Raw genomic sequence first — 19,444 nt, 5'->3', positions numbered from 1 at the left:
TAGCTAGTTAATACGTAAGTACTTATTTAGTAGCGCCTGTGTAAAGCTCGTTTTTAAATAGAAGCCACGAGGTAAGGTCATAAAGGGTTGACCCAGGCGATTAAATGCTTGGGTTTTCGCCTGGCTATTTGCCGCTTTTGGCCGCAATTGCAAAACTTGCCCATGCTTACCATGAATATTTTCTACATCCCCTAGCACTATCATATCAGTGAGTTCTTGCCAGTCGAGGGCGAGCAGGTGTTCTTCTTCTGGTGAAGGCGACCAAATAAAAGCTGTGCCAACAATACGATCAGCGATTGCTATGTTACGTTCAGAGATAACAGGTACCCACAACACCCGCGCGATTTTATTACGAATATGACTTGTTTGCCATTGGGCGCCAACTAAACCTGTTAATGGGGCAACGCAGACAAAGGTAGTTTCTAAGGGCTTACCTTGATAATTAATAGGTAATGATTTTAGCTCAATGCCTAAATGTGGAAAGTCGGGCTCTGGTCGAGAGCCGGCACTAGCGCCTAATACTTGCTCTAGCAATAAGCCTATCCAGCCTTTATCACGCTTTAGGTCTTTAGGTACTGCAACCTTAATCAATTTTGCAATTTCCCCTAGCGACATACCAGCAAGGTTTTGTGCTCGTATGAGTAACTCTGCTTCGTTTTTAGGGCTTTTATTGCTATTCAAGGCTGGCTCTGTATCAAGGTTGTTTAGCCCATTATCATTCAGTTTTGAGTCTTTGAGCAAGGCAATTATTTTTTGTTACATGTTAAACATGTGAAATGTTATGAACAAACAAGGGTTAATACCGGCATATTGTGGTGCTTTGTGTTAATAAGTGTTTGCCCAAAAGTGCAGAATGTGGAAGAATCAAAGCATTATTAAATGCTGTCAGGAGTTCCTTTGATAGATGCCGAAGGCTATCGAGCCAACGTTGGCATAGTAATAATCAATGACAGAGGACAAGTATTTTGGGCAAGGCGTTTTGGTCAGCATTCTTGGCAATATCCACAAGGTGGCGTTGATGAGGGTGAATCTGCAGAGCAAACTATGTACCGGGAATTAGATGAAGAAGTCGGTTTAAAACCTGAACATGTTAAAATTGTAGCGACCACTAAGAATTGGTTAAGATATAAATTACCAAAAAGATTAATTAGGCACGAAAGTTTACCCGTATGTATTGGTCAAAAGCAGAAGTGGTTTTTATTGCAATTGACCGCTCCAGAATCAGCGGTTGATTTATTGCATTCAAATCATCCTGAGTTTGACGATTGGCGTTGGGTTTCTTACTGGTATCCAGTTAGGCAAGTTGTGTCATTTAAACGCGAGGTTTATCGCAAGGTGATGAAAGAATTTGCTTTAGCGGCAATGCCTAGTCATCGTCAAGAGCGTCGTCGACGTCGTGCTTGATTATTGTTCAGCCTAGATTATTATTATGTCTTGTAAAATAGCTCACTTCGGTGAGCTATTTAGTTTAAAATTATTGAATTAGTTATGATTATGGATGACATAACAGACTTCATTAATAGCTGTTAAATTAGCATCGGTTACTTCAATCACGCGGCTTTGTATCTCTGTAGCATTGAAGAGTCCAAAACAACTTATCTAAAGGGATGGTAATGCTTACTATTTTGCGTCGAATTGTTCTAGAGTTTAGTCAGGCTTCAGAGCTTGACCAAGCGTTATTACGTTTAGTTAGTCAGGTTAAAAACGCACTCTCCACCCAATGTTGCTCAGTATATTTAGCGGATCACGAAAAGCAGCATTTCATTTTAATGGCCTCTAATGGTCTAGCCAAAAATGCTTTTGGCCGAACTTGTATCGGTTTTACTGAAGGACTGGTGGGTTTAGTCGGGCAACGTGAAGAGCCGATTAATATTGCCAACGCTCAGCAACATCCAGATTTTATTCATGCGCCAGAAGTCGAAGAAGAGCATTTTAAAGCTTTTTTAGGTACGCCAATTATTCATCAGCGCAAAGTCTTGGGTATATTAACCGTACAACAAGAACAGGCACGTTTTTTTAACGAAAATGAAGAAGCATTTTTGGTCACGTTATCGGCGCAGCTTGCCACCGCATTAGCCAGTGTTGAAGCGCAAGGTATGATTGAATTAAGTTATAGCCAAAATATGGCTAAAAACCTTGCTGGTATAGGCGGCTCACCAGGAGTGGCTATTGGTGAAATGATTGTGGTGCACCCTAAAGCTGATTTATCTAAAATAGCGCTTAACAAAGTCAGTGATAATCAGCAGCAACTCATGATTTTTGATGATGCAGCAAGTCGCACATTTGCTGAGTTTTCTCAAATGAGTGAAAAATTAAAAGCGATAATTTCAGATAACAGTCTCGATATTTTTGATGTTTATAAGCAGTTGCTTGAAAGTGATAATTTTAAAGCTGAAGTTATTGCTAAAATTAAACTGGCTTGGAATGCACAAAGTGCTTTGAAATTGGTTGTTGATAGCTATGTTATGCAGTTTGAAAGCTTGGAAGATGAGTACTTGCGAGAGCGTGCCTACGATATTAAAGATTTAGGTAATCGATTATTAAATAATATTCAAAACTTGGCAGAACAGGATCAGCAATTACCTGAGCAATTTATACTGGTTGCAGAAGATGTTAGTGCAGCCATGCTCGCTGAATACCAACATCTTGGGCTGTTGGGCATTGTTTCAATCACAGGCTCAAATAATTCTCATACGGCTATTTTAGCGAAAGCGTTGAATATTCCAGCGATTATGGGCGTTGATTATCTTGCTATTCGTCAGCTGCATAAAAAACAGGCTATTTTAGACGGTTATGCTTGCCAGCTGTATGTTACTCCCGCAGATGCCCTGATTAATGAGTATCGACATATTGTAGCGGCAGAAAATAAATTATACGCGCAAGTAAAAGAGGAAGAACATTTACCGGCATCGACCCAAGATGGTCATCATGTCAGCTTGTTGATTAATGCTGGTTTATCGGCAGGGTTTGAATACTCACAAAATGTTGGTGCCGATGGTGTTGGTTTATATCGTACTGAAATTCCCTTTATGAATCGTAGTTGTTTTCCGTCTGAATCAGAGCAAACCGAGTTATATCAGCAAGTTTTAGCGTCATTCCCAGACAAGCCTGTCACCATGCGAACTTTAGATGTTGGTGGTGATAAGTCGCTACCTTATTTCCCCATTATTGAAGCTAACCCTTTTTTAGGTTGGCGTGGTATTCGAATTACCTTAGATCATCCTGAAATATTTTTAGTGCAAGTGCGAGCAATGATGAAGGCAAATTATGGCCTGGGTAACTTAGCTATTATGTTACCTATGATTTCTAGTATCACTGAAGTGGATGAAGCCAATAGGCTGATTAATCAAGCGTATTATGAGCTTACCTCAGAATTATTTTGTAATGAAAATGACGCTTTAGAACGGCCAAAAGTGGGCGTGATGATTGAAGTGCCAGGCATTATATTTCAGTTAGAAGATTTAGCGGATAAAGTTGATTTTTTCTCTGTTGGCAGTAATGACTTAACTCAATATTTATTGGCTGTTGATCGCAACAATAGCCGCGTAGCGAGTTTATATGATTTTTATCACCCTGCGGTTTTACGTGCGCTGCACCATATCGCAGAAAAAAGTCAACATCGAGATGTGCCATTAAGTATCTGTGGAGAATTAGCCAATGAGCCGACCGGTGCGCTTTTATTGATCGCCATGGGTTACCAAAATTTGAGCATGAGCGCTCATAGTCTTGCGAAAGTTAAATGGGTTATTCGCCATGTTGACTATCAGCAGTTAAAACAAATTTTAGTTCGAGTATTGAGCTTGACCAATACCAGTGATGTACATAGTTATCTGCATGAGCAATTAGTTAAATTAGGTTTAGGGGACTTTGTGCATGCCAGATTACAATAAGCGTTTCTTAATATTGTTATTGCGCCATTATAAAGTAAGTGATTTCGATGTTTATTAGTGTATTTTTAGCCTGCGCTTTGCTAGGCACTGTGGTGGGGTTTTTTGCTGGTTTACTCGGTATTGGCGGTGGGCTTATTATTGTGCCTGTGTTGGTGTATTTATTACCGTTATTAGGCATAAGCGCAGAGCTTGCCTTTCCTATGGCACTTGCCACGTCGTTGGCTTCGATCATATTCACCTCTACTTCGGCGGCTTTCGCCCATCATAAAAATGGTAATATTCCTTGGCCAATTGCTCAACGACTGGTCATAACAGTGGCTATTGGTGCTATGCTAGGTGCCATTATTGCCGGCATGCTGTCGTTAAAAGCCTTAACGCTAATCTTTGCCAGTGCAGTACTTATTTTAGCGGCTTATATGTTTTTATCGATTAAAGTTGAGCGCAGTGTAGCGCTACCTAATAACTGGGTATTACAATTTATTGGGCTGTTTACCGGTGTGTTAGCAAGTTTGATGGGTATTGCTGGTGGCGCTATATTGGTACCCATTTTAATGTATTGCTCATTATCTATGCGCCAAGCAATCGGTGTGGCCACAGCCAGTGGTATTATTGTCGCGTTATTTGGTGCTTTGGGCTATGTAATTATCGGTCTTGGACAAAGCGACTTGCCACCCTGGAGTATCGGTTATATCTATTTACCTGCCTTATTAGGTATTGTATTAACCTCGTCGTTATTTGCGCCACTTGGTGTAAAGGCAGGTACTAAATTATCTTTACCTTACTTGAAAAAAGGCTTTGCCATTTTTTTAATGTTAGTTGCCATTAAAATGATGTGGTATTAACGAGTGAGCGTCGCTCATTTTTGTAAAAATAATTGAGCCTAATTGTCGATAATTAGGCCCTGTTTTACCAACAATTTCACGCAAAAAAAGCCAAATACTGATAAACTGACCCTGCTGAAATCAGTGGTTAAGTTTATCGCTTTAGCCGTACGGTGTTTGGCATAAACTATTTGTTCTAATTAATAACGTTAAAGGAAAACCTAGTGAAAGCATATCTTGATTTAATGCGCCATGTTAGAGACGAAGGGGTTGAAAAATCTGATCGCACTGGTACGGGCACTAAAAGTATATTTGGTCATCAAATGCGTTTTGATCTTGCGAAAGGGTTTCCGTTAGTAACCACGAAAAAATGTCATCTTAAGTCGATAATCCATGAACTATTGTGGTTTATAAAGGGTGAGTCGAATATCGCTTATTTACAGCAAAATGGCGTGAAAATTTGGGATGCTTGGGCCACTGATGAAGGTGAACTTGGTCCAGTATACGGAGTGCAATGGCGTAACTGGCCGGCACAAAATGGCGAAACTATTGATCAATTAGCACAATTGATTGATGATTTAAAAAATAATCCTGATTCGCGTCGTCATATCATTACCGCTTGGAACCCTGCGTTATTACCTGATACCTCGATAAGTCCAGCCGCTAATGCGGCACAGGGCAAACAAGCTTTACCGCCATGCCATACGCTGTTTCAGTTTTATGTCTTAAATGGCAGGTTGAGCTGTCAGCTATACCAAAGAAGTGCAGATATTTTTCTTGGAGTGCCATTTAATATCGCTAGTTATGCTTTGTTTACTATGATGATCGCGCAAGTTTGTGATTTAGAACTAGGTGACTTTGTCCATACTTTTGGTGACGCGCATTTATACTTAAATCATCTTGAGCAAGTCGACGAGCAATTATCGCGTGAGCCTTTGCCATTACCCACTATGTGGATTAATCCTGAAGTAAAAAGTATTTTTGATTTTACTTTCGCAGATTTTGAACTACAAAACTATCAAGCTCACCCACATATTAAAGCCGCTATTTCGGTATAATTGAGCCAATTTTATAGCAAAAGTGTTGTGCACTTTTGCTAGCCTTGATTTTCATTTTCTTCATATAATATTACTCTGCCACTGTCTTCATATCTGATTATATAATTAACCGCACTAGTAACTGTATTAGTAATATTGCCAATATGAGCAAAAAATTGATCACTGACAATTTAGTGCTGATTGAGCATTATGGTGAGCTAGCTTGAATTTAGCTAAAGAAAGTTATCAAGGAAAATAAAGGGTTAATACTGATCAGATAAACACCTTGATAGTTGGCAAACAATACCCTGTATTTGGTACTTTTACTCAAGTATAAAGTAGAGCTGGTAATTAATGCAAAGAGTATCAGTTAGTTAGCGGTTATTTGACACTATTTTTGTCTTAGCTTTATTGTCAGCCACCTTTTTAGCTTTTTTCCATCTTTGGCTTTCTACTCGTCATTAATGGCATTATTTTTCTGAGCCTTAACTTCTTTTTTTGCTTTTTTAGCACCAGCCTCAGTTTACGCGATATTTAATTCATGCTAATCGGACTTATTATTTGAATCTAAGTCTTTATTTAATTGTTTATCAAGTTGTTAATGTAAACTGACAAAAAAGGCGCTGAGTAGCGCCTTTTTAACCCGCTATTTTAGCGATAAACTATGCTTCTAAATAATCACTCGCTTTAAGTGAAAACTCTGCTAACAAGTGATCTATAAAACGGTTTAACTCACCTGTCATTAAGGCAAAGTCGGCATCGAGTTTCGCTACAATATCATCGCTATCAATATCGTCATTTTGCTCTTGAATAACGTCATAGAACTTAAGACGTTTAACGGCTAAATCATCACATAATATAAATGACAAGGACTCGTCCCATTCTAGCGCTACTTTGACGACATATTTATCGGCATCTAAGTGTGCTTTGATTTCTTCACTGGTAAGATCTTGGTTTTTAACCCGAACTACTGCGCCGTCATCGCCTAAGGCATTGAATTCAGCTTCCATACCTAATTGAAAGTTAGCGCCTAAGTTACTTTCGACTAACCATTCGGTCATAACTTCATCAGGGGCTTTTTCTGGTGACGGAGTGGTTACCGGCAATGTACCAAGTGATTTACGTAAAAGTGCTAAAAAGTCTTCGGCTTTACCACGACTGCTGGTATCGATAACAATAATGTTATGCACAGCATTAATATAAGCACGAGTATCACTAAAGCGCGAAAATGCTCGTGGTAGTAACTCAAAAATAATATCTTCTTTAAACTGCTCTTTCTCTTTTTTAGTGGCGCCGCGTGATTGCTCTGCTTCTAATTGCGCTACTTTTTGTTCGATCATGTCTTTCACAACAGGAGCGGGTAGAATTTTTTCTTCTTTGCGTGCACACAATAAATAATTACCGTTTACCGCGTGAACAGTTGAGTCGCCATGCTTGCCTAATGCATTAACCCAACCAAAATGCGATTGTTCAGTTGAAGCACAGGGGGTAAATAAATGCTCAGATAATTGTTTCTCTAAATCTTCTTCAGAACAATCAAAAGGGCGGGTAAAGGCAAAAAAGTATAGGTTTTTAAACCACATTAAGATAATCCTAGGCCCGATAAAAGTGGGCGAATAATTGAAAAACGAGGGCACTATACCCGTTCTACTTCAAGCTAAAATCAGTATCTTAAAGTTGATCGGGTATGTTGAGCGGGTATATTACCGTACTTGTTTGCATCACGCACGCCTTAGATTAATCTCATTAGGCAAGGAGCACTTAGTGCATATTATCAAACTTGATATCATAACTTAGCCCTTGTTCAAGAGCTGAACTTGCACTAACGCTGCCATTTAAAGTGTCATTTACCAGGTTATTAACGATATAAGTGCCTAAGCCTGTACCGCCTCTATTTCCAGCGGTAGTATAAAATGGGTCAAAGAGGTGTGTTAATTGTTCGTCAGATAACCCGTGGCCATTGTCCTTATATGTTATATGCACATGTTCACCGTTGAGTTGTACCCATATGGTAATTATCCCGCGCTCCATATCTTTAAAGCCATGCATGATTGAGTTGATGATGAGGTTGGTAAATATTTGAGAAATAGCGCCCGCATGGCAATAAACTTCAGCATCTTGCGGGCAATCTACTTCAATCTTGTGCTGTGTGTTTTTAAATTTAGGGTGCAATGAACGAATGATTTCATCAATATATTTACCCAGATTGACTTGACGAATTTTTTCGCTTATTTGGTCAACTGCCACTTGTTTATAACTCGTGACCAATTCAGAGGCACGTTCGAGGTTGTTTAACACTAAATTAAGACCTTGTTCTGAATTCTTGGTAAAGTCATTAAGCACTCGTTTCGAGAGTTTATTGTCTTTTATGTCAGCTTTAAGCGCAGTGAGTAAATCTGCCAGATAAGATGTTGAGGTTATACTAACGCCTATTGGAGTATTAATTTCATGGGTCACTTCGGCTGACATACTGCCCAGTACCGCCATTTTCTCTGCGTCAAGTAAGCGCTCTTGTGCTTTGTTTAATTGAATAATAGAACTTTTTAATTCGTGATTTGTTTCGAGCAAAGTTTTTTCTGTAGTGCTTCTGCGCGCATTTTCAGTTTGTAGATTTTTTTGCTGAGTTAATAATTCACGTTGCTGCATTTCCATTTTTAACATCGAGGTACTTAATGATGATGTTTTACGTGCTACCTCTTGTTCAAGTATCAGGTTTTGTTCATCAAGCTTGTTGTTAGCCGATATAATGTTGCTTTGGGCCAGAGCGAGTTTGTCTTTATACGCCACGAGTTCATCAATTAAATTATTATAGGCGTTTTGCAGAATGTTTAATTCGTTATTTTCATAGTTAGTTACGTGTAATTTAGAAGCTTCAGGGTCATCGATATCAAATTGATTAATTTGTTCGGTTAGTGCGTTAAGTGGGTTAGTCAAAAGGCTTGAAAAAGCTAAGGAAAATAACAACACCAGTGCGGCGGTTTTCACCATGGCATTACCAATAAGAAAATAAATACCTACCTGTATTCGGTTAAAAATGACCTCATTGCTGGATAATAAGGTCACTGAGCCAACTTTAGTGGTGCGACCTGAAAACTCAAAAATTAACGGAAAGCCATGACCAAATAATCCTTCGCTACGGGAGCTAACATTAAAATACTCAGGGTTGTTAACGTCATCGCCAACTGACTCAATATAAAGCGTTTCTTCATCAGCTGTTAAGCCTAATTGGGCGATAATGAGATTGTTTTCATCAGTCACCGTGATGCCTTTAATCATGGGAATAGCCACTAATCCTTCTGCAATAGATATCGCTTGTTGGGTATTTAGTTCCCATACCGCTCGGGTTAAACTACCACTAAAGGTTTTCTCTAGGGTGAGTAATTCATTAGCAATGTGATTTTTGGTATTGATGTATTCGGCACCAATTTGTACACAAGTAACAATAAATGTCAGAACAAAATATAATGACAATACTCGTGTAAGTAACTTTCGTGACAGGCTAGTTGATTTCATTAAAGTTTTCTTTTATTTAGTCTTACTTGATTTTAGCTTTTTTAAGTTCTTTTTTAAGTTAAAGGTGAATAGGAAATTCAGCAACTTTAAGCACATAGTTTGAACTGTAGATAAGCACTACTTCTTCAGTAAATGTATCCTAATATAAAGCGAATAGCATTAATCTAGTCAAAAAACACGATAACAGCGTGCAGTAGTTGTTAATGGACAATCAATAAGTCTGATCTTTTTGGTGATAATAGTGAGAAATTATCTTCTTGATGTCACAATATTGTAATATATCTTCTTGGTGTCACAAAAATGTCATAAAGGTTAGGCAAACTAAGCGCAATTATTTTTAGCCATACTAATTCTTAAAGGTATCAACATGAAACATACTTACAACAAAATCGCTGTCGTTTTATTGTCTTCTTTATCATTGTCGGCATTTGCAGCTGATGTTGAAGTTTACGGCAAAGCAAATCTTTCACTGCAATCTTCTGATGAAGGTGAAGGGTCATTTACAGAAGTAAAAAGTAATGCGTCACGTATTGGACTTAAAGGTACACATGATCTGGGCGAAGGCTTGTCTGTTATCTATAAAGCAGAGTTTCAGGTTGACTTAGATGGTGATAGTGCAAAAGGTGATAGCATTACTGACCGTAACCAGTATGTTGGTTTAGCCGGTGGTTTTGGTGAGGTTTTATTGGGTAAAAATGACACTATGCTTAAGCAATCACAAGGCAAAGTTGATTTGTTTAGTGATTTAAATGGTGATATCAAAAGTTTATGGAAAGGTGAAAACCGCATGGCGGACACACTTTCTTATAAATCACCTAAATTTAGTGATTTTCAATTAGGTGTTACTTATATCGCTGAAGATGCTATTGACGCAGAAGATGGTGTTTCTGTTGCCATATTTTACGGTGATGCAAAATTGAAAAAATCAGCTATTTTTGCTTCTGTTGCTGTCGATTCTGACGTTAATGGTTACGACATTACCCGTGCGACTGTGCAGGGTAAAGTCTCTGGTGTTGTATTAGGCGCCATAGTGCAAAGCCAAGAAAAAATAGACGGTAGCGGTGAAATGGATGGTTTTATGGTATCGGCTAAATATAAAGTGGATAAAATAACTTTTAAAGGCCAATATCAAGCGGCTGACTTTAAAGACGGTGATGATAAATCTGGTATTACTCTAGGTGCAGATTATTCACTAGCTAAAAGCACTAAGCTATACACTTTTTATACAACTTTTGATATGGACAGTGGCGAAGACCAAGATTACTTAGCCGCGGGTATCGAATATAAGTTTTAACTATGGTTGTTGTTTATACCTTAATGATAAAAAGCCGCTTTGTGTGGCTTTTTTCTTGCCTAATGGTTTGGTATCGATGATCATAACAACAATAACAAGTAGATTAATTTTGCTAAGGGCTTAATAAATTAACCCAAGGGTAATAATTCTATCGTTGTCATGAAACTGTCACAATAATTTATCACAATGTTTGCTACACGATTAAGTGACTAGGAAGGATACATGAGTAGACAGATTTTGGTTGTTGAAGACGAAGCGGCAATAAGAGAAATGATCATCTTTGTTTTGGAGCAAAATGGTTTTAATACCATTGAGGCTGAAACGATAGAGCAAGCACAAGCTAAAATTAAAGAACCTTATCCTGATTTAATTTTACTGGATTGGATGTTACCAGGGGGCACAGGTGTAAAGTTAGCCAAATCATTAAAACAAAATGAATATACCCGTACCATTCCAATTATTATGCTAACCGCTAGAGCAGACGAAGACGATAAAGTTAAAGGCTTTGAAGCCGGCATTGATGACTACGTAACTAAACCTTTCTCACCGAAAGAATTAATTGCTCGCATTAAAGCGGTTATTCGCCGCGTCGCGCCCACTGCGTTAGAAGAGACCATTGATTTTCACGGCATTACCTTAGACCCAGTAGCGCATCGAGTGTCAATAAATAATAAAAATTTAGACCTTGGCCCAACAGAGTTTCGTTTGTTACATTTTTTCTTAACCCATACTGAACGGGTTTATAGCCGAGAACAATTACTAGACAATGTATGGGGCACAAACGTTTATGTCGAAGATAGAACGGTTGATGTCCATATTCGACGTTTACGTAAAGCTATTTCTGGTGACGGCCATGAAGATTTTATTCAGACAGTACGGGGTTCAGGTTATCGTTTTTCGGGCAAAATTCAACCCTCAGGTTAATGACTAATTTATGTTTTTTCGTATTTCAGCTAGAACGCTTTTTACGCGTGTTTTTGGCGTAATTATTGTTAGTGGTTTTGTTGGCTATTTGTTTGGTCAAACATTTCTTGCTGTCAGTATTGTCTCACTATGCCTACTTGCTTGGCATTATAATCATTTGTTTAAATTGATTAAGTGGCTGTGGCAAGGAAAATCAATAGCACCACCACAAGCGAATGGCATTTGGGGCAGAATATACGATGGTCTTTATCGCCGTATTCGCAAACAGCGCTTAAAACAGAAGCAACTCAATGAACGTATTCGAAAGTTTCGTGATGGCGCTGAAGCCTTGCCTGATGCAGCGTTAGTGCTATCAAATGAACTGATCATTTTATGGGGTAATAAAAAAGCTTCAAATTTTTTAGGGGTTCGTTGGCCCGAGGATATTGGTTTACGTATTGACAATTTGATTCGATTTCCAGAATTTTCTAAATACCTAGATGATGGCGACTACAATAGCCCTTGCTTAATTATTTCACCGATAAATAATGAGTTACAGCTTGAGCTGCGTATGATGGCTTACGGTAGTGATCAAATTTTATTATTAGCGCGTGATATCAGTAAAATACAAAGGTTAGAGGAAATGCGCCGTGATTTTGTTGCTAATGTATCCCATGAGCTAAAAACGCCTCTAACAGTGGTACGCGGTTATGTTGAAATGGTGCAAGCCAGTGAAACTGCGCTGGACCCACATTGGAAAAAAGCCTTTACCACAATAGAATCACAAGTGTCACGAATGGATAGGCTAGTTGAACAACTTTTAGTGCTATCACGAATCGAGCATAATGTTGACGCAGATAATCATCAAGAAGTTAATTTTTCGCGCTTAGTCATAACAATAATTGAAGAGGTGCAGTGGTTAAATCAAGATAAAAACCATAAAATTAACCATGACATTGCGCCAAATATAAGTATTAATGGCAATGAACAAGAGTTAAAAAGCGCCTGCTTGAATTTAATTTCAAATGCTATTGCCTATACACCGCCTAATGGCATTATTGATATAAAGCTTCGTAATGACGGCAATAAAATACGCTTTAGTGTTAAAGATAATGGTCCCGGCATTAAACCTGAGCATGTTAATCGTTTAACTGAACGCTTTTTCCGTGTTGATAAGTCTCGCTCACGTAATACCGGTGGCTCTGGGCTAGGTTTGGCGATAGTTAAACATGTGCTGAATCACCATCACGGTGAGCTTTCAATTGAAAGTGAGTGGCATCAAGGCAGCGAATTTATTATCTATTTCAGTCCTGAAATAACTAAATAATTCGCTTGTTAATCTGTCTAGCCGCATGACTAAACCTCATTGTCGGGTTATTTTTCTATCTTAAGATTCAAATAACGCATCTAAGAATAATAAAAGCCATTTGCAATGTATTTTACCTTCATTGTCTGTTTAGTTTTGGCTATCAAATCTATCATTTAGCACTTAGCAAGGTTAAAACGCTATATGTTTTGTGCCTATACACTTGTTCAGCAAGTCAGTTTTAAACATAAAGTTCACTAGGGTTTTGGTCTTTGTACTTTAAAGTAAAATGCTTAACCTGGTACTCAAAAGCCTAGCCTTCTACAAATAAACTTAAAACTGACAGCTATCTTTAAAACCTGATGGACTAAAGTCCACCCTACAAAGGGCTTGCCGGTGATAATCTAGCCTGGGTGATTGTTTTGCTTTTAACTGAAAGTTATTTTAAAACCGGGTGGACTAAAGTCCACCCTACAAAGGGCTTGCCGGTGATAATCTAGCCTGGGTAATTGTTTTTTTTTAACTGAAAGTTATTTTTAAAACCGGGTGGACTAAAGTTCACCCTACAAAAGGTTTGTCGGTGATAATCTAGCTTGGGTGATTGTTTTGCTTTTAACTGAAAGCTGACAGCTATTGCTTTTCAACTGACAGATTTTTTAGGCTTGTCATACAAGTGTCACAAACTTTACTTATTATTGTCATATTCACTTTCTATAGTGTTGTCAAATTAATTATATTTCTCATCGGAGAGTTACATGAGTTTAAAAAGTACATTAGGCGTTATTGGTTTATCAAGTCTTATCAATTTTTCTGCATTTGCAGTTGATAATGATTTACCAATCTATAATAAAGTCAGTGGTGTTTCAGGCAATGTTTCGTCTGTTGGTTCAGATACCTTAGCGAATATGATGACATTCTGGGCGGAAGAGTTTAAACGCATATATCCTAATGTTAATGTGCAAATACAAGCGGCAGGTTCATCTACAGCGCCACCGGCATTAACGGAAGCAACATCTAACCTTGGCCCAATGAGCCGTAAGATGAAGTCAAGTGAAATTGAAGCGTTTCAAAAGCGTTATGGTTACAAACCAACGGCTGTTAGAGTCGCTATTGATGCTTTAGCTGTGTTTGTTCACAAAGACAACCCGATAAAGGGTCTTCGCATAGATCAGGTTGACGCTATTTTTTCAAATAACCGTAAATGTCGGGCTTTAAAAGATGTTGAACGCTGGGGAGACCTAGGGCTAACAGGTGATTGGAGCGCTAAGGATATACAATTGTACGGTCGTAACTCAGTGTCAGGTACTTACGGTTACTTTAAAAAAGAAGCGCTATGTAAAGGAGACTTTAAAAATAGTGTTAACGAACAGCCGGGCTCAGCATCAGTTGTACAATCGGTTTCTGCCTCATTAAACGGTATTGGTTATTCAGGCATTGGCTATAAAACCTCGGGCGTTCGCGCATTGCCATTGTCTAGAAAAGGCGAAAACTTTATCGAAGCTAATATGGAAAATGCCATTTCTAAAGAGTATCCATTATCACGCTTTCTCTATGTTTACGTTAATAAGCACCCGATCAAACCTTTAGCACCTATGGAAGCTGAATTTTTGAAAATGGTATTGTCAAAATCAGGTCAAAGCATTGTAGAAAAAGATGGATATATTCCATTACCCGCCTCAGTTGCTGCAAGAGAATTTAAAAAGTTAGGCTTATAAAAAACTAGCGTATAGAAGTTTAGCAAATAGAAGCTTAGCAAATAAAAAAGTCCGCAATCAGCAATGAGTGCGGACTTTTTATATTCAGGACGAAGGGTATGCTGCGATCACATGGATGTGAAAGAGCAGCGATATTCAGGACGAAGGGTATGCTGCGATCACATGGATGTGAAAGAGCAGCGATATTCAGGACGAAGGGTATGCTGCGATCACATGGATGTGAAAGAGCAGCGATATTCAGGACGAAGGGTATGTTGCGATCACATGGATGTGAAAGAGCAGCGATATTCAGGACGAAGGGTATGCTGCGATCACATGGATGTGAAAGAGCAGCGATGTTCAGGATGAAGGGTATAGCGGGTGAATGGATGCACAGGAGCGTGTATGTTCAGGACGAAAGAGAATTTTTTGTTCCAGACAAAACTAAGTGTCAACATCCATGTTGGCAATACTGCGATGACATTGCCGTTCTTTGCCATCTTGGTCATTGCTCTATGTAATATGCTACGAACTTATCTTTAGATAAGAACATAGCACCAGGGTATTAATAGAGACCTTAAGTCGATATGAAAAAGTAATAATATTTTCATAAAACAATATAAAAAAGTATAAAAAAAAACTAAGGCATTGCTAGCGTGTTGGGTAATAGTTAGTTTTTTAGCGAGAAATATCTACCATCAAGTCATCAGCGAGGTTTTCAAGCGCATCAATCATAGAGTCGATAGTTTTTTTATTAGTCGACAGAGTGACTTTTGCTTTGAATAGTTCATGGCCGGCATGTGGTGCGCTTTCTTGTGTACTCACGAGTTTAAGTAAATTACCACCATGATGATGAATAGTAGAAGATATTTCTTGAATTATGCCGGCTCTATCGTTTGCCGTTAGTTCTAAAACAAGTAAGGTTTCAGGTACTGAGTCATTAGGTTGCACTTGTTCTATTTGCATTTTAAAGTCGGCTAAGGCGGCGAGTTCACTCGATAATGCTGCTGAACTCTCAGGTGCCACTGCGATGTCGATCACGCCGGCAAAAACGCCTGAGATGTGATGTAAACTAGACTCTTGCCAATTGGCTTTATGCTTACTGATAAGGTCAGATAATACTTTTACTATGCCAGGGCGATCCGCAGTGACGAAAGATATAATAAGATGATTCATAATAAATCCTTTGAAAAATTAGTTAAAGTTGAGCGTATTAATTAAGGTCGAGTTAGCTGTGACAGTTCTTTATTAAATTGCTTATCGTCTGCAAGATTCAGTTCAATTAAACGCCGTAATAAACTCACACTGTCAATATCAATACCCTTGCATTGCACACCAATTTCATGGCTTTCTTGATGAGCAACGGTGACTTTCATTACGATTTTGGTGCCAAAGTCATCTAATTTAAGTGATAATAAGCCCAATTTTTTTTCGAGGAATAGGCCTTTAGTCTCAGCAAAAAGTGAAGCGCCTTTTAATGATATATCATGAATATTGACATTAAATACTTGCTGCTCTATTGCTAATTCTGCCGGTATAGAAAAAAGAATACGTGTAAATTGGCGTCTATTTTGCATTGAGTTTAATTATCAAAAAGTGATTTAATCAGCATAGCCTGATTTTAATAAAAAGGCACCTTAATTAATTTATTAAGGTGCCTTTTACTTGTTGTTAACTCATTAGTTAACCTATTTTTTTATATTTTATCCGATGTGGTTCAGCGGCTGCTGGACCATAAGTTTTCTTCAACCATTCTTCGTATTCTGTATAATTTCCTTCATAGAAATTGATGTGGCCTTCATCACGATAATCTAAAATATGGGTGGCGATGCGGTCAAGGAACCAACGGTCATGGGAAATAACCATGGCACAGCCTGGAAATTCTAACAGCGCTTCTTCAAGTGCACGTAAGGTTTCAACGTCTAAATCGTTGGTCGGTTCATCGAGCAGTAATACGTTACCACCTGTTTGCACTAATTTGGCTAAATGAACACGGTTACGCTCACCACCAGATAATTCACCAATGATCTTTTGTTGATCATTACCTTTAAAGTTAAAGCGGCTAACGTAAGCACGACTTGGAATTTCAAAACTACCAATTTGTAAAATTTCATGGCCTTGAGATATTTCTTGGTATACGGTTTTACTGTTGTCCATGTCATCGCGAAATTGATCAACACTAGCAAGCTTAACGGTATCACCGAGTTCTACATTACCAGAGTCTGGCTGTTCAGCACCTGACATTATTTTAAATAAGGTTGATTTACCAGCACCGTTTGGTCCGATAATACCGACAATAGCACCTTTAGGTACGCTAAAGCTTAAGTTATCAATCAGTACTCTATCCCCAAAAGATTTGGTTAAGTTATTAACATCTAATACTTTATCGCCTAAACGAGGCCCTGGTGGGATGTACAGCTCATTTGTTTCATTACGTTTTTGATGATCTTGGTTATTAAGCTCTTCAAAGCGTGCCATACGGGCTTTGCTTTTTGATTGACGCGCTTTTGGATTTGAGCGTACCCATTCAAGTTCTTGCTTAATGGTTCTTTGCAAGGCACTTTCAGTTCTACTTTCTTGTTCTAAACGGGTGTTTTTTTGCTCTAACCATGAAGAATAGTTGCCTTCATAAGGAATACCATATCCTCTATCAAGCTCTAGTATCCAGCCAGCGACATTATCTAAGAAATATCTATCATGAGTAATAGCAACGACGGTACCAGGGTAGTCATGTAAGAATCGCTCTAACCAGGCAACAGATTCAGCATCTAAATGGTTGGTGGGCTCATCAAGTAGCAACATATCAGGTTTTTGTAATAACAAACGACAAAGTGCAACACGACGACGTTCACCACCACTAAGTACACCAATTTTTTGTTCCCAATCAGGTAAACGTAAAGCATCAGCGGCGCGCTCTAAGACGTTGTCGATATTGTGGCCATCTTGGCTATTGATAATATCTTCTAACTGCCCTTGCTCCTTTGCTAAAGCGTCAAAGTCGGCGTCAGGCTCTGCGTAGTCTGAATAGACTTGGTCTAATCGTGCTATGGCATTTTTTACTTCAGCAACAGCTTCTTCAACAATTTCACGGACGGTTTTTTCTTCGTCTAAAACTGGCTCTTGTGGCAAATAACCTATGTTAGTACCTGCAAGTGCTTTTGCTTCACCTTCAAATTCGGTATCAAGACCGGCCATAATACGCAGTAAGGTGGATTTACCTGAGCCATTGAGACCTAGCACACCAATTTTTGCACCAGGAAAGAAAGAAAGCGAGATGTCTTTTAAAATTGTGCGCTTAGGTGGAACTACCTTGGAAACGCGGTTCATCGACATGATGAATTTATCGGGTAATGGTTGTGCCATGAAAAACCTTTTTGAAACAGTGTAAGTAATGTCGCTATTCTAGGTTAATAGTGACCTTGTTGGCAATGAGGTTTTATGGGCTTGATGTCCTTAGGCTAAAAGCTATCTGTGTTTGGCACCGCAAATTAATCGCTTGGGCTTTAATGCGCTTAAGGCTTTGATGATTAGTTGATTAAATATACGTGATTTCTCCCCCGAGACTTAGCTTGATATAAAGCACTGTCAGAGCGGGCATAGAGATCTTGAAAGCAATTATCGCTGGCTTTTAACACCGAAACCCCTAAACTGATTTTTATTGATAACATAATATTTTTGTTAATGAGTATTGGTTTTTTATCTAATAAATCGCGTAATCTTTCTGCAGCTTGCAGGCTTTGAGACAGGCTGATGTTGGGTAGTAATATTGAAAACTCTTCTCCGCCTATTCTGGCAAAAATATCTTCCGCTCTGATAGTGGGAGTAATGAGTTGCGCAATTTTGATTAATACTTGATCGCCTACGGGGTGGCCATATTGATCGTTAACAGTCTTAAAGTGGTCAACATCTAACGAGATAACCGCCAGTGCTTGTTGGTGCCTTTTCGCCCGGTTGAACTCTCGATTAGCATTATCAAAAAAATAACGACGGTTGTAGATACTGGTCAATACATCGGTATTAGCCAGTTGTTCAAATTTTTCTTTCAGTTGATATAGCTCAGTGACATTGGTGGAAAAGGCTATCATAGTGCTCATATCACCTCTTAATTGGAAAGGTACTTTTGTGCTGAGGTAATGTTGCGTTTTTTTGTCAGATGACTCTAGTGTTTCGTTAATCACGACTCTTTCGTTGCGCTCAAATGCGAGTTTGTCAGTTTGCCAAAAGTAATCGGCATCGGTCCACGAAACAACATCGGTATCAAGTTTACCAATAATTTCTTCTGCAGGCAGACCAATAAGTTCTGCTACGCGCCTATTAACATATCGGTAGCGGCGTTTAGCGTCTTTCATGTAAATGTAGGCATCAATATTATTTAAAATAACGTCGAATAAATGCTTTTGATCCTGATTATCCTCTTCTAGTGATTTTTGCATGGTAATATCTGTTGATATCCCTGAAAGACCAATAATTTCGCCGAACTCATTGAATATAGGATTTTTAATGGTTTTATAGGTGTGCACTTTACCGGTAGATTTAATGAGATTACTTTCTTCAAAAACTAACGAAACTTTATCAAAAATAACCTTACGATCGTTTTTAAGCAATTCATCAAGCAGATTTAAATCAAAAAAGTGGCTATCATCTTTACCTATAATATCTTGAACAGAGGTTTGAAATAACGCGGCAACATCGGCATTAACATAGGTGTATTTACCGGATAAATCTTTGCAATAAGCATAGGAGCCAATATTATCCAGCACACTAGTCATTGCATGCACTTGTTGCAATAAAGCGGCTATATTGTTTTTATCGGCCATACGTACATCCCATCACTGTTATTTTGCTTAATATCAGAATATCCCTCTGAGACTTAATTTACAGGTTTTTATAACAATCAGTAACTTATTATGAAAAAAAATTTGCATTATAAGTGCTTAAAACAGGCATTTAATATCTGCTTTATGGCGTTAGATTAAAATTTTTCAG

Annotated in this window: 15 protein-coding genes; 8 read left to right on the top strand and 7 right to left on the bottom strand. The window is 38.5% G+C overall.

All coding sequences use genetic code 11. The features are described from left to right. Positions 1 to 3: 3 nt before the first annotated feature. The gene (gene mutH, locus H4J54_RS05015) at positions 4 to 681 is read right to left on the bottom strand and encodes a DNA mismatch repair endonuclease MutH (protein ID WP_182189833.1); all 678 of its coding nucleotides are present in this window, start codon (positions 679 to 681) and stop codon (positions 4 to 6) included. A gap of 216 nt (positions 682 to 897) precedes the next feature. On the opposite strand from mutH, the gene rppH reads away from it, so the two are divergent. The 4 genes from rppH to H4J54_RS04995 all read left to right on the top strand — a co-directional run bounded on the left by rppH (position 898) and on the right by H4J54_RS04995 (position 5,769). Continuing rightward, a complete protein-coding gene (gene rppH / locus H4J54_RS05010) occupies positions 898 to 1,404 on the top strand; it encodes an RNA pyrophosphohydrolase (RefSeq protein ID WP_182189832.1) in 507 nt (168 codons plus the stop codon). Positions 1,405 to 1,613: 209 nt separating this feature from the next. Continuing rightward, positions 1,614 to 3,890 (top strand): phosphoenolpyruvate--protein phosphotransferase, encoded by a 2,277-nt coding sequence (gene ptsP / locus H4J54_RS05005; protein ID WP_182189831.1) that lies wholly within the window; start codon positions 1,614 to 1,616, stop codon positions 3,888 to 3,890. 47 nt (positions 3,891 to 3,937) lie between these two features. Further along, on the top strand, positions 3,938 to 4,732 hold the full coding sequence (locus H4J54_RS05000) for a sulfite exporter TauE/SafE family protein (RefSeq protein ID WP_182189830.1): 795 nt from the start codon (positions 3,938 to 3,940) through the stop codon (positions 4,730 to 4,732). A 203-nt stretch (positions 4,733 to 4,935) separates the two neighbouring features. After that, entirely contained in the window at positions 4,936 to 5,769 is an 834-nt protein-coding gene (locus H4J54_RS04995) for a thymidylate synthase (RefSeq protein ID WP_182189829.1), read from the top strand. 641 nt (positions 5,770 to 6,410) lie between these two features. On the opposite strand, the gene rdgC is transcribed toward H4J54_RS04995, so the two are convergent. Together rdgC and H4J54_RS04985 are read right to left on the bottom strand one after the other, a co-directional pair. Continuing rightward, a complete protein-coding gene (gene rdgC / locus H4J54_RS04990; protein ID WP_182189828.1) occupies positions 6,411 to 7,331 on the bottom strand; it encodes a recombination-associated protein RdgC in 921 nt (306 codons plus the stop codon). Between the two features lie 178 nt (positions 7,332 to 7,509). Beyond that, positions 7,510 to 9,261, bottom strand: coding sequence for a sensor histidine kinase (locus H4J54_RS04985; RefSeq protein ID WP_182189827.1), 1,752 nt, complete (start codon positions 9,259 to 9,261; stop codon positions 7,510 to 7,512). A gap of 367 nt (positions 9,262 to 9,628) precedes the next feature. On the opposite strand from H4J54_RS04985, the gene H4J54_RS04980 reads away from it, so the two are divergent. From H4J54_RS04980 to H4J54_RS04965, 4 genes are all read left to right on the top strand, one after another. Continuing rightward, positions 9,629 to 10,555 carry a porin gene (locus tag H4J54_RS04980; protein WP_182189826.1) on the top strand — a complete coding sequence of 309 codons (927 nt, stop codon included), beginning with the start codon at positions 9,629 to 9,631 and terminating at the stop codon, positions 10,553 to 10,555. Positions 10,556 to 10,777: 222 nt separating this feature from the next. Then, entirely contained in the window at positions 10,778 to 11,479 is a 702-nt protein-coding gene (gene phoB / locus H4J54_RS04975; RefSeq protein ID WP_182189825.1) for a phosphate regulon transcriptional regulator PhoB, read from the top strand. Positions 11,480 to 11,489: 10 nt separating this feature from the next. Then, positions 11,490 to 12,785, top strand: coding sequence for a phosphate regulon sensor histidine kinase PhoR (phoR, locus tag H4J54_RS04970; RefSeq protein ID WP_182189824.1), 1,296 nt, complete (start codon positions 11,490 to 11,492; stop codon positions 12,783 to 12,785). 734 nt (positions 12,786 to 13,519) lie between these two features. Continuing rightward, positions 13,520 to 14,479, top strand: a complete 960-nt coding sequence (locus H4J54_RS04965; RefSeq protein ID WP_182189823.1) for a PstS family phosphate ABC transporter substrate-binding protein — start codon at positions 13,520 to 13,522, stop codon at positions 14,477 to 14,479. 657 nt (positions 14,480 to 15,136) lie between these two features. Here the strand turns inward: H4J54_RS04965 and H4J54_RS04960 are convergent. From H4J54_RS04960 to H4J54_RS04945, 4 genes are all read right to left on the bottom strand, one after another. Further along, positions 15,137 to 15,634 carry a glycine cleavage system protein R gene (locus tag H4J54_RS04960; RefSeq protein ID WP_182189822.1) on the bottom strand — a complete coding sequence of 166 codons (498 nt, stop codon included), beginning with the start codon at positions 15,632 to 15,634 and terminating at the stop codon, positions 15,137 to 15,139. 41 nt (positions 15,635 to 15,675) lie between these two features. Continuing rightward, complete coding sequence (locus H4J54_RS04955) at positions 15,676 to 16,035, bottom strand: PilZ domain-containing protein (protein WP_182189821.1); 360 nt, start codon at positions 16,033 to 16,035, stop codon at positions 15,676 to 15,678. A gap of 106 nt (positions 16,036 to 16,141) precedes the next feature. Beyond that, a complete protein-coding gene (ettA, locus tag H4J54_RS04950) occupies positions 16,142 to 17,821 on the bottom strand; it encodes an energy-dependent translational throttle protein EttA (RefSeq protein ID WP_182189820.1) in 1,680 nt (559 codons plus the stop codon). Between the two features lie 164 nt (positions 17,822 to 17,985). Continuing rightward, entirely contained in the window at positions 17,986 to 19,275 is a 1,290-nt protein-coding gene (locus tag H4J54_RS04945; protein ID WP_182189819.1) for a diguanylate cyclase, read from the bottom strand. Between the last annotated feature and the right edge of the window lie 169 nt (positions 19,276 to 19,444).

Source organism: Colwellia sp. MB3u-8 (assembly GCF_014076985.1).
Classification (GTDB): domain Bacteria; phylum Pseudomonadota; class Gammaproteobacteria; order Enterobacterales; family Alteromonadaceae; genus Cognaticolwellia.
The sequence above is the reverse complement of the archived record's forward strand: the minus strand, read 5'-3'. Positions and strand labels throughout refer to the sequence as shown.

Bases quoted from the DNA above. Each gene is read 5' to 3' on its own strand.
- ptsP (WP_182189831.1), top strand. From the start codon at position 1,614: ATGCTTACTATTTTGCGTCGAATTGTTCTAGAGTTTAGTCAGGCTTCA.
- H4J54_RS05000 (WP_182189830.1), top strand. From the start codon at position 3,938: ATGTTTATTAGTGTATTTTTAGCCTGCGCTTTGCTAGGCACTGTGGTG.
- rdgC (WP_182189828.1), bottom strand. From the start codon at position 7,331: ATGTGGTTTAAAAACCTATACTTTTTTGCCTTTACCCGCCCTTTTGAT.
- H4J54_RS04985 (WP_182189827.1), bottom strand. From the start codon at position 9,261: ATGAAATCAACTAGCCTGTCACGAAAGTTACTTACACGAGTATTGTCA.
- H4J54_RS04980 (WP_182189826.1), top strand. From the start codon at position 9,629: ATGAAACATACTTACAACAAAATCGCTGTCGTTTTATTGTCTTCTTTA.
- phoB (WP_182189825.1), top strand. From the start codon at position 10,778: ATGAGTAGACAGATTTTGGTTGTTGAAGACGAAGCGGCAATAAGAGAA.
- phoR (WP_182189824.1), top strand. From the start codon at position 11,490: ATGTTTTTTCGTATTTCAGCTAGAACGCTTTTTACGCGTGTTTTTGGC.
- H4J54_RS04965 (WP_182189823.1), top strand. From the start codon at position 13,520: ATGAGTTTAAAAAGTACATTAGGCGTTATTGGTTTATCAAGTCTTATC.
- H4J54_RS04960 (WP_182189822.1), bottom strand. From the start codon at position 15,634: ATGAATCATCTTATTATATCTTTCGTCACTGCGGATCGCCCTGGCATA.
- H4J54_RS04955 (WP_182189821.1), bottom strand. From the start codon at position 16,035: ATGCAAAATAGACGCCAATTTACACGTATTCTTTTTTCTATACCGGCA.
- ettA (WP_182189820.1), bottom strand. From the start codon at position 17,821: ATGGCACAACCATTACCCGATAAATTCATCATGTCGATGAACCGCGTT.
- H4J54_RS04945 (WP_182189819.1), bottom strand. From the start codon at position 19,275: ATGGCCGATAAAAACAATATAGCCGCTTTATTGCAACAAGTGCATGCA.